At 43.3% G+C, this 11,926-nt stretch carries 6 protein-coding genes; all 6 read left to right on the plus strand.

Features of this window, described 5'->3' with window-relative positions; genetic code table 11:
- Positions 1-25 precede the first annotated feature (25 nt).
- Entirely contained in the window at positions 26-4,216 is a 4,191-nt protein-coding gene (locus DEO27_RS05815; RefSeq protein WP_112572202.1) for a hybrid sensor histidine kinase/response regulator, read from the plus strand.
- Positions 4,213-5,031, plus strand: a complete 819-nt coding sequence (locus DEO27_RS05820; RefSeq protein WP_223818170.1) for an NIPSNAP family protein — start codon at positions 4,213-4,215, stop codon at positions 5,029-5,031. The genes DEO27_RS05815 and DEO27_RS05820 overlap by 4 nt, the downstream gene beginning before the upstream one ends.
- Positions 5,032-5,130: 99 nt before the next feature.
- Complete coding sequence (locus DEO27_RS05825) at positions 5,131-8,196, plus strand: PAS domain S-box protein (RefSeq protein WP_112572200.1); 3,066 nt, start codon at positions 5,131-5,133, stop codon at positions 8,194-8,196.
- Between the two features lie 93 nt (positions 8,197-8,289).
- Positions 8,290-8,634: a PleD family two-component system response regulator gene (locus tag DEO27_RS05830; protein WP_262714162.1), complete on the plus strand. Its 345-nt coding sequence runs from the start codon at positions 8,290-8,292 to the stop codon at positions 8,632-8,634.
- Positions 8,635-8,956: 322 nt separating this feature from the next.
- Complete coding sequence (locus tag DEO27_RS05835; RefSeq protein WP_112572198.1) at positions 8,957-10,201, plus strand: efflux RND transporter periplasmic adaptor subunit; 1,245 nt, start codon at positions 8,957-8,959, stop codon at positions 10,199-10,201.
- Positions 10,202-10,451: 250 nt separating this feature from the next.
- On the plus strand, positions 10,452-11,909 hold the full coding sequence (locus DEO27_RS05840) for a TolC family protein (RefSeq protein WP_112572196.1): 1,458 nt from the start codon (positions 10,452-10,454) through the stop codon (positions 11,907-11,909).
- Positions 11,910-11,926: the final 17 nt, after the last annotated feature.

Raw genomic sequence — 11,926 nt, forward strand, 5'->3', positions numbered from 1 at the left:
ATTAATTTTAATACAGCCCGTTACTGTGAATATCTTTAAGTATTTGTTTGTTGCAGTTGCCTTATTGGTTACTCAAAACGGGTTTTCGCAGGATAGGAACCTCAAGTTTGAACACATCGGTACACGCGAGGGATTATCTCAAATTAATGTAAGCACCATCATTCAGGATAGCCAGGGTTTTATGTGGATTGGCACCCGCGATGGCCTTAACCGCTATGATGGTTACGGTTTTGTAATCTATAAACATAGTATCCAGGATGATAATTCGCTAAGCAGTAACCTGGTATCGGACATTGCTGAGGATAAGGATGGCAATATTTGGCTGGCCACCCTTTTCGGCCTAAATAAGCTTGACCGGAAAACCGGCAAGTTTGTGCATTACTTCCACGATAACGCCAATTCAAACACCATATCAAGCAATTTTGTAAACAGGCTAATATTTGATCACGAAGGAATATTATGGATAGCCAGCCAAAAAGGTGGGCTCGACAGGTTTGATATCCGTAGAAATAAGATCACCCATTATAAGCATGATGATGAAAAGCCATCGTCATTAAGTAATGACGATGTAACAGCACTGAAGGAAGATTCAAAACATCGTTTATGGGTAGGTACGCTGGGCGGCGGCCTAAACTTATTTGACAGGAAAACCGGCACCTTTACCAGTTACCAAAATCAACCTGGAGTGAATACAAGCCTTTCCGGGACTTATGTAAGCAGTATTTACGAGGATAATACCGGGCGGTTATGGGTTGGTACGGAAGATGGCGGTCTTAATCTATTTACTCCGGAGGCGGGCACGTTTAAGCACTATATTCATAGCGATACCGATCCTAATACCATCGCAGGCAATACCATTTTGTCCTTAAGTATGGATTTGAATGGTAAGCTTTGGATAGGTTCTGAGAACAACGGCGTTAATGTCCTCGATCCGGTAACAGGTAAAATAACAAATTACAAACACGACGATATTGACCGGGGTAGTATCAACGGCAACTCTATTTATAGTATTTGCCGCGACAGGATGGGCAACATGTGGCTCGGAGCTTTTAGTGGTGGCATTAACCTGTATAAGCGCAGTACAGAAAGCTTTTCGCATTTCAGGCATAACTCATCGCCACAAAGCCTGGCCAATAACTTTGTACTTAGTCTGCACGAAGATCAGTACGGCAATATCTGGGTTGGTACCGATGGCGGCGGTGTTAATGTATTTAATAAAGATGGCACGGTTAAACACTACGTGAATGATCCTAAAAATCCAAATAGCCTGGTAGGGAATTATGTATTGAAAATTACCCAGGACCACAGCGGTAATTTCTGGATGGGCACCTGGGGAGATGGTTTGTGCCGCTTTGACCCTAAAACGGGCAGGTTTACCAGTTTTAAGCATGATGCTGCAAAACCCGGTAGTTTAAGCAATAACAATATTTACGCGCTTACCCAAACGCGCGATAACCGTACCTGGGTGGGTACTTACAATGGGGGGCTTGACCTGTATGATGAAAAGTCGGGCACGTTTTCGGCATTTCGCTATGATCTGAATGATCCAAAAAGTATCAGCAGCGATAGGGTATACGCTTTGCTTGAAGATCATAATAACAATTTTTGGGTAGGTACATTTGATGCCGGTTTAAACCTGATGGACAGGAAAACCGGGACCTTCACCCGTTTTCAGCACGATGAAAAGCGCAACAGTATCAGTAATAACAGTATCCCGGATTTGTTTGAAGACAGCAAGGGCCAGATCTGGATCAGTACCCTTTCAGGGCTCAATCTTCTAAACCCAGTTACCAAACATTTTACGGCATTTACTACAAAAGATGGCCTGCCGAGCGATGTTATTTATGCCGTGCGCGAAGATAAGTTAGGCACCATCTGGATAAGTACCAATAATGGTTTATCTAATTACGATCCGGTTAAGCATACTTTTAAAAATTACACTATCGAAGATGGCTTGCAGGATGAGGAATTTAAATCGCATTCGGCCCTACAAACCAGAGAGGGGCGGATCTTTTTCGGCGGCATTAACGGTTTTAATTCTTTTACTCCCCGGCAGATCTTAAAACCGTCTGCATTTATGCCACTGGTGATCACCAATTTTCAATTATTTAACAAAACGGTGAAAATAGCCCGCGATAAAGATGATCCTTCGCCTTTAAAGCAGGATATAAGCGATACCAGAGATATCAGATTATCTTACAAACAATCGGTAATAACATTACAATATGCGGCGCTTGATTACTCATCGGCAGATAAAAAGAAATACAGCTATATACTTGAAAATTTTGATACCGATTGGAATAATGTAGGAAGTCGTAACACCGCTTCGTACACCAATTTACCCCCCGGGGATTATGTTTTTAAATTAAGATATCAGAATGCGTCAGGCTTATGGTCGCCAGCTTCAACCGGGTTGAAAATTACAATAGTGCCGCCATTTTGGATGACCTGGTGGTTTAGGCTAATTGTTGTGATAGCTATAATAGCGTTGGTGTATTTTATTTTTAAGTACCGGGTGAAGTTTCTGAAGGCTCAGAAAATGGTACTGGAGCGGCAGGTAAAAGAGCGTACCGAAAGCCTGGTGCAAATGACAGAGAATGAGCGTGTAGCTCGTGAAATATCAGAAAAAGCCAGGGAAGAGGCAGAGAATGCTAACAAAGCCAAAAGTATTTTCCTGGCTACCATGAGCCACGAAATTCGTACGCCTATGAATGGCGTTATTGGCATGGCAACATTGCTGGGCAGTACTAAACTTACCACCGAACAGGAAGAGTATACCGAAACTATAAAAAATTGCGGCGACGCGCTTTTAACGGTAATTAACGATATCCTCGATTTCTCCAAAATTGAATCAGGCAATATGGAGCTTGATGAAGAGGATTTTGATTTAAGAGATTGCATAGAAGGCGTTTTGGATGTTTTTGCCGAAAAGGCTTCCCGTTTAAATCTTGACCTGGTTTATCAAGTGGAGCACAACGTGCCTGTACAGATCATTTGCGATTCGATACGGCTTCGCCAGATCCTGATTAACCTTGTAGGCAATGCGGTGAAATTTACTGCCCAGGGCGAGGTTTTTATAAGTGCGGGTGTAAAGGCGCAAAAAGGCGATGACCTGGAATTGATATTTAAGATCAGGGACACGGGTATCGGTATCCCTGATGATAAACTGGAGCGCCTGTTTAAGCCATTTTCGCAGGTTGATTCCAGTACCACACGTAAATACGGAGGCACTGGCCTGGGGTTGGCCATTAGCGAAAAACTGGTGAGGCTAATGGGAGGTGATATCAGCGTACAAAGTGAAATAGGGAGGGGGACTACCTTTTCGTTTACCATAAAATCAAAAGTAGGGCAGCAGGCAAAACGAAATTACGTTTATCTCAACCTTGCCGAACTTGAAAATAAACGCGTTTTATTTGTTGATGATAACGCCACCAACCGAGGTATTATTGACACCCAGCTAAGGCAATGGAAATATGACCCGGTAGTTGTTGCTTCAGGCAATGAAGCCCTGAAAGTGCTTGAACAGCAAGATGAAAAGGTTGATCTTTTAATAACTGACATGAGCATGCCCGAAATGGACGGTTTACAGCTGGCTAAAGCGGTGAGGCTAAAATTTCCGGATATGCCTATCATTTTGTTGAGTTCAATAGGCAGTGAGCAAGGTAAGCGGGAAGATACTGTGTTTAATGCCGTACTGACAAAGCCAACCAAGCATAATCTTTTGCACAAGCATATTGTTGAACAGTTAAAAACCGGCAGCGGGATTAAAATCGAGGTGCAACCGGTGCAAATAGTGTTTTCAAAAGATTTTGCCAGAAATTATCCGATGAGTATCCTGATAGCTGAGGATAATTTAATAAATCAGAAGCTGGCTATCCATATGCTAAGCAAAATGGGCTATAGTGCGGATATTGCCGAAAATGGTCACGTGGCATTAAACGCCATGGTAGCTAAGCATTACGATTTGATTTTGATGGATGTGCAGATGCCCGATATGGACGGTCTGGAAACCACCCGCTTTATCCGCAGCAATATGCAGGAGCAGCCGGTTATCATAGCGATGACTGCCAACGCCATGCCCGAAGACAGGCAGGCCTGCCTGGATGCCGGAATGAATGATTATTTGAGCAAGCCCATGAAGCTTTCTGATTTAATGGAGATGCTTGAAAAATGGGGGAAATATATAAACGGGCTTAACACAACTTTGCTAAAATGAGTTTATATTTACTCCGGAAACCATCTGCCATTATGAACTTTCTTAATAAAACCTCCTTTGCTTTTTTAGCCTGTTTTTTTACTGTTGCCTCGGCATTTGCAAATGCCCCTGCGCGTAATTATTATCAGCTTAAAATATATCATTACAAAACCCAGGCGCAGGAAAGTACGATAGAAAAATATTTACAACAAGCTTATATCCCAGCACTACACAGGGCGGGCGTAAAAAATGTTGGCGTGTTTAAACCCGTTACACAGGTTGATACAGCAAAGTTATTGTATGTATTTACTCCTTTTCAGTCCTGGGACAAATTAATGGGGATTGACCAAAAATTAGAGGCCGATGTTGCATACCTTGCCGATGGCAAAGAGTATATTGATGCCGCTTATAACGAACAGCCTTACACCCGTTTGGAGACTATCATATTGCAGGCTTTTCCGGGAATGCCCTCTACAAACGTTCCTAACCTTACCGCAAAAAAGGCCGACAGGGTTTATGAATTGCGCAGCTATGAAAGCCCTACCGAAAAATTGAACATTAACAAAGTAACCATGTTTAACGTTGGCGATGAAATAGGTCTTTTTAAGCGCCTTGGGTTCAATGCTGTTTTTTATTCGGAGGTTATTGCTGGCAGCCACATGCCTAACCTGATGTACATGACCACTTTTAACAGCAAAGAGGACAGGGATAAACACTGGGATACCTTTGGTAAGGATGAATACTGGAAAACACTTTCGGCTAAACCGGAGTACCAGCATAACGTATCACATGCCGATATAATCTTTCTTCGCCCGGCGGATTACTCTGATTTTTAGGATAATTGCTATTTTGTGAATAAAATTAATTCATAGGTAATTAATACGATTGTAAAACTTAACTTAGGTGTTGATGTTTACTTCATCGTACAATCGTAAATGCAGCAGGATAGTTTGAAATTTTTGCAGGGCGGCGGCGAGATGGGCGCGCTGATTAGGGCACATGACTGGTCCGGAACATCTATTGGCACACCAGATCAATGGCCCGTAAGCCTGCGCACTACCATAGGTATCGTGCTAAATTCGCGCTTCCCGATGTTTATGTATTGGGGACCCGATCTTGTTTGCTTTTATAACGATGCCTACCGTCCCAGCCTTGGCATAAACGGTAAACACCCCATACTTTTAGGACAGCCAGCCAAAATTTTCTGGGCCGAGATCTGGCATATCCTCGAACCATTGATAGTGCAGGTGCTATCCGGTGGTGGTGCAACCTGGCATGAAGACCAATTGATCCCATTTTTTCGGAACGGCACTATCGAAGATATTTACTGGACATTTAGCTACAGCCCTGTTATTGACGAATCGGGCAACCCGGGCGGGATCCTGGTAGCTTGTACCGAAACTACAGAAAAGGTGCTGGCATTCAATAAACTAAAAGAAAGCAAAACCGAGCTGGAGTTTGCTATAGATGCCGCCGAATTGGGCACCTGGGATCTTAATCCCCATACTAATAAATTTATCGGTAACGACAGGTTAAAAGATTGGTTTGGATTAGACCCTCATGATGAAATAGAACTTGATTCGGCAATAGCGGTAATTGCAGAAAAAGACAGGCAACGTGTTGCTGATGCTATCCGTGCAGCTTTACTACCATCATCGGGCGGTAAGTATGATGTTGAGTATACCATAGTAAATCCCCGTACAAAAATTGAGCGTGTAGTGAGGGCCAAGGGTAAAGCATTGTATGATGAAAATGGAGTAGCCATTCGGTTAAACGGCACACTGCAGGATATCACTGATGAAACGGTAGCCCGCCTTGAACTTATAGAAAGTGAGCAGAATTTTCGCTCGCTGATATTACAGGCGCCCGTCGCAATAGCTGTTTTTAAAGGACGGGATTATGTGGTTGAGATTGCCAACGCCCCGGTGTTTGAGCTGTGGGGCAAAACAGCAGAGGAAACTGTTGGTAAGCCAATTTTTGAAGGTTTACCGGAAGCCAAAGGGCAAGGGCTTGAAGCTTTGCTTGATCATGTATACAACACCGGCGAACGATTTATTGCTGTTGAAAGGCCTGTATACCTACCCCGTAATGGCAAGATCGAAAAAACTTATGTAGACTTTGTTTACGAGGCTTTAAAAGATAGTAACGGCGTTACCGGCATCATTGCTGTAGCATCTGAAGTAACCAATCAGGTAATTGCCAAACGTAAAATTGAAGACGCTGAAGAACGCGCCAGGTTGGCTATTGATGTTGCCGAGATGGGTACGTTTGATTTAAACCTGGTTACAGACGAAGTGATCACTTCACCACGTTTTAATGTGATCATGGATATTGATGAATCGCCTGATCATGAGAGTTATATTGACAGGATTTTTCCGGATGACAGGCATATAAGAGATAAGGCGTTTGATGTTGCTTTAAAAACTGGTCAGCTTTTTTACACCGGCCGGGTTTTATGGCGGGATGGCAGCATGCACGTGATTGAAGCAGAGGGGAAAGTTTATTATGATGACGAGCGGATCCCGGTCCGGATGCTGGGTACGGTAATAGACGTAACCAAACAAAAGAATGCTGAAGACGAGCTGAAGCGTTTCAAGTTTATGGCCGATAACGCTTCGGACATATTTATGCTGTTACGTGCCGATGGTTCGATTGCCTATGTAAATAGTGTAGCGCTTGATGATTGGTGTTATAGCGAGGAGGAATCCCTGACCATGAACGTGGCTGATATAGATATTTACCACGATGATATAACTTTTAACCGGGCTTTTAATAAAGCGCAACAACAAAACATCCCTCAGTACGAAACGCTTTATCGCCGTAAAAATGGCTCAGTTTACCCGGTAGAGATCAATATGGTTAGTTTGATGCTGTCGGATGAGCCATATCTTTTTGCAGTTGCCCGTGATATTACAGATCGCCGTAAATCAAGGGAGGAGCTTGTTCAGATTAATCAGCGTCTTGAAATTGCCCTTGAAGCCGGTCGTTTAGGCTCTTATGAACTGGACCTGGAAACCGGTATCATGTTCTGTACCCCGCAGTGTAAGGCTAATTATGGCCTTGATAAAGATGCCGTATTTAACTTTCCGGATCTTTTATCCGTTATGCTGCCCGAATACCGGGATGTTGTACAGAAAAGAGTAAATGAGGCTATCAGGAACAGAACAGTGTATAACGCTGAGTACAGGGTTGCCTGGCCCGATGGATCGATACACTGGATCAATGCTTCAGGCAAAGCCCGGTATAACGATATGGGCGAAGCTACTCAAATGGTAGGGGTAACTTTTGATATCTCCGAACAAAAGCTTTTACAGCAACAGAAAGATGAATTTATTGGAATTGCAAGCCATGAGTTAAAAACGCCGGTTACCAGCATTAAAGCCTATACCCAGGTGCTTGAACGCATGCTGACCAAAAAAGGCGATACCCTGGAAGCATCCATGATCAGCAAGATGGATGCCCAGCTGAACCGCCTTACCAGTTTAATTGCAGATTTATTGGATGTTACCAAGATAAACTCCGGCAGGCTGCAGTTTAATTATACCCTGTTTGATTTTAATACTCTCATTAAAGAGGTAACAGAAGATTTACAACGCACTACAAAAAAACATACACTTATTGAGCAATTACAGGAAACAGGACAGGTTTATGCCGATAGAGAGCGAATAAGCCAGGTTTTGGTCAATTTGATCACTAATGCCATCAAATACTCGCCACATACCGAAAATATAATTTTAAAGAGCTGGATTGAAAATGACGAGGTGATGGTTAGCGTGCAGGATTTCGGGATCGGTATCTCAAAAGAAAAGCAAAGTCGTGTTTTTGAACAGTTTTATAGGGTAAGTGGTGCTAAACAGCATACGTTCCCCGGCTTAGGCCTTGGTTTATACATTTCGTCGGAGATCATCAAACGCGAGGGTGGCCGGATTTGGGTGGATAGCGAGGAAGGAAAAGGCTCAACATTTTACTTCGCGCTCCCTGTTAAAAATGATAAAGAATAGGCTAAAAAAACTTTTATAAAAAAAATGTTATCGATTGTTTTTAAGGCTTGATTTTTGTGGCTCCCGGATGAAGTGGAAAATACGAAGAAGATCATGATAGCGGACGATGATCCGGGGATTGTGGATGCGGTAGAGATAATGCTTGATTTTGAAGGATACCAGGTTTCGTCGACAGTAAATGGATCGACGCTTTTGGATATGCAAAGCGAGTTCCCAGACTTGCTTTTACTTGATATATGGATGTCCGGTTCCGATGGGCGGGATATTTGTCGTGAGCTTAAAAAGCGCGAATTAACCAAAGGTATTCCTATCATCATGATTTCCGCAAGCCGTGACATCGAAAAATCAGCCTATGATGCCGGTGCCGATGACTTTTTAGCCAAGCCTTTCGAAATAGATGATTTGTTAGGGAAGATCAGGAAACATCTTGAAGAGTAAGACAATTTATAGATAAACTACGTCTCAGATTAAAATAAGTTGATGTTCTTTTGAAGCTCCTTATACTTTCGTTTGAAGGTGCAACAGGTCTGTAGCAATAAAACAAGTTGAGTTTTTAGCGTGCCATAGGTACGCAACTTCTTCATTGGGGAAGCTTTCAAAGTAATCAGCGCAATCAACGTAATCAAAACCAATCAACGGTCGATAACAGAAATTTTGTCCGATATCGATCACTTTTCAAAAAATAAAATCCGTAATGTATTGGTTTTTAAGTATTTAATATTGGTATAGCTCTTGCAAAACCTTGTCCAAATTTATCACAATGGATAAGGAAATTGCACTTGAAGTTACATCTGCCAAACGCAAAAAAACGGCGGTTATCATCACTATCAGCCTGGCTGTTTTGGTGTTTGCCGTAATGCTTTTGCGGGGATATATTAAATCAACAATCACCCGTGCCGAAATAACAACTGCTAAAGTTGAGATCGGCAACATCGAAAATACCATAAACGCTACCGGCGAAGTTTTGCCGGAATTTGAAGAAATTATCACCAGTCCTATAAACGCCTCTATCAAAAGCGCGCTGATGGATGCCGGAAATAAGATCAAAGCAGGGCAATCAATACTGACCCTTGATAAATCGGCCACCCAAACCGATTACGAGAAACAAAAATTTCAACTCGAAACCAAACGTACCGAGATCAGCAAACTCAAACTTGATCTGAACAAGAGCTTCTACGACATTCAATCCAACAACGATATTAAGCAACTTCACATCAGCAACCTTGCCGATGCCGTTGAAAATGCTAAACGCCTGTACAAAGCAGGCGGCGGTACCCGAGAGAACATCGAGCAAGCCGAACTGAACCTGAAAGTTGCCCAACTGGAAAAAAAACAACTGGAAAACGAGATCAAAAGCAAGCAGCAAACCATGCAACTGGAGATCAAGGAGGCTGAAATAGCGGCCGATATCCAGCAAAATGATCTGAAAGAACTGCAGCGTAAACTCGACTTAGCCAACGTAGTGGCAACCCGCGCGGGTGTTATTACTTACGTAAACAAAAATATTGGCGCTAATATTCACGAGGGGGAAACCCTGGCCCGCATTGCCGATTTAGGCAGCTTCCGGATCCAGGGCAGTGTTTCTGATAACGTGGCCGATCAGGTACGTAGCGGTTTGCCGGTAATTGTGCGCATAAATGACGATCAATTGCGTGGCCATGTAAGTAATGTATCCCCATCGGTACAAAACAGCATAATTTCTTTTGATGTACAGCTTGATGACCGGGCAAATAAACTGCTGAGGCCAAACCTGAAAGTGGATGTTTTTCTGGTGACGGCCACGCATAACAAGATCATGCGGGTGGCCAACGGACCGGCATTTAAAGGCCCATCGGTGCAAGATATTTTTGTACTGAACAATGGCAAGGCCGAACGCCGTACGGTACACATCGGCCTAACCAATTTTGATTATGTGGAGATCCAGAGCGGCGTTAAAGCTGGGGATGAGGTTATTACATCGGATATGAGCGAATACAAAAACTCGAAGGAAATAACAGTAAAATAGCCTCACCCTCTCTAAAGGAGAGGGCCCATGTTAGCCGCTGTTGGTGTTGTCATCAACAGCTTTACGCCACGTCGGGTGATGGGTAAATACAAAGGTTGTTGGTGAGAACACCAACAACGGCGGGAATAAAAAACTAAACACAACCCGTCATTGCGAGGAACGAAGCAATCGCAAACTATACAGGGCGGATTTGCTAATTGGGGACTGCCTCGTTCCTCTCAATGACGGTTGAAAAAATGAATTGAGCATCATGAAATATCTATACCTTATATTGTTGTTAACCATAAGCTTTGGGGCTTTTGGCCGGAGCGATAGCGATACCCTCAGGCTCACCTTGCAGCAGGTGGTTGATCTGGCTAAGGCCAACTCCATAGCTGCAAAGCAGGCCGCGACAGTCCGCGAAACCAAGTATTGGGAGTATCGTACTTATAAATCAAACTATCAGCCGCAATTGGCTTTAAGCGGTATTTTACCGGGATATACCAAAACATTTTCGCAGGTGCAGCAGCCCGATGGCACGATACTTTTCCAGCCGATACATAACGATAACTCATCATTGCAGCTTAATTTTAGCCAGAGCATTACGGCTACTGGTGGTACTATTTTCGGTACTACACAATTGCAGCGTTTTGATGATTTTGACAGGCATAATGTGTTGTATAACGGTATCCCTTATGGCATAAACTACTCGCAGCCATTGTTCCAGTTCAACAGCCTGAAATGGGATAAAAGGATTGAGCCTTTAAAGTTTAATGAAAGCAAGCAGGCCTATATTGAAGCCCAGGAAAAGATAGCGGTTGACGTAGAAGGTTATTTCTTTGATCTGTTGCTGGCCCAGGTAAACCTTAAAATTGCCGAAACCAATTTCGCCAATACGCAGGGAATTTTGAAGGTCGCTAACCTGAAATATGAATTAGGCAAAGTATCAAAAAACGAGATATTACAATTACAGCTGGAACAGATCAACGCGCAAAAAGCAGTAGGCACGGCTAAACGCGATATGGAGATAGCCACCCTGAACCTGCGCAGTTTTACCGGGCAAGAGGGGGACGACAGGATAGTTTTGATAGTGCCGAAGGAGATTAGCAAAATGATTGTATCATCAGAGAAAGTACTGGCCGAAGCTTATGCCAATCGCTCAGACGCCATTGCTTTTTCACGCCGCATTGCCGAAGCTAAGCGTGATGTGGCTAAAGCCAAAGGCCAAAATGGGTTGACTGCCACCCTTACGGCCAGCCTGGGTTTTTCAAACACGGCAACTAATATTCCGGATGTATATAAAAATCCGCAGAATCAGCAATTGCTGCAGGTGCAGCTATCCATACCAATTCTTGACTGGGGTAGGTCAAAATCCAGAGCAAAAACAGCACTCGCCAACCAGCAATTTACAGAGTATGCCGTTGAGCAGGATAAACAAACTTTTAAACAGCAGATAGTTACGCAAGTGTCGCTTTTCAATATGATGAAAGAGCAATTGGTATATACCGCCAGTGCCGATAGCATTGCAGGCGAAAAATACAAGATAGCCCGCGAACGCTATGTGCTTGGCGACCTGAGTATTACCGACCTTGGTATTGCCTTTCGCGAAAACGACCAGGCTCAGCGTGATTATGTAAGCGCTCTCCGCGATTTTTGGGGAGCTTACTACCAATTGCGCTATCTTTCACTTTACGACTTTGAAACAAACAAAAAAATAACCTATAACTAAATCAATAACTCAATAAT

The organism is Mucilaginibacter rubeus (genome assembly GCF_003286415.2).
GTDB classification, from domain to species: Bacteria; Bacteroidota; Bacteroidia; order Sphingobacteriales; family Sphingobacteriaceae; genus Mucilaginibacter; species Mucilaginibacter rubeus_A.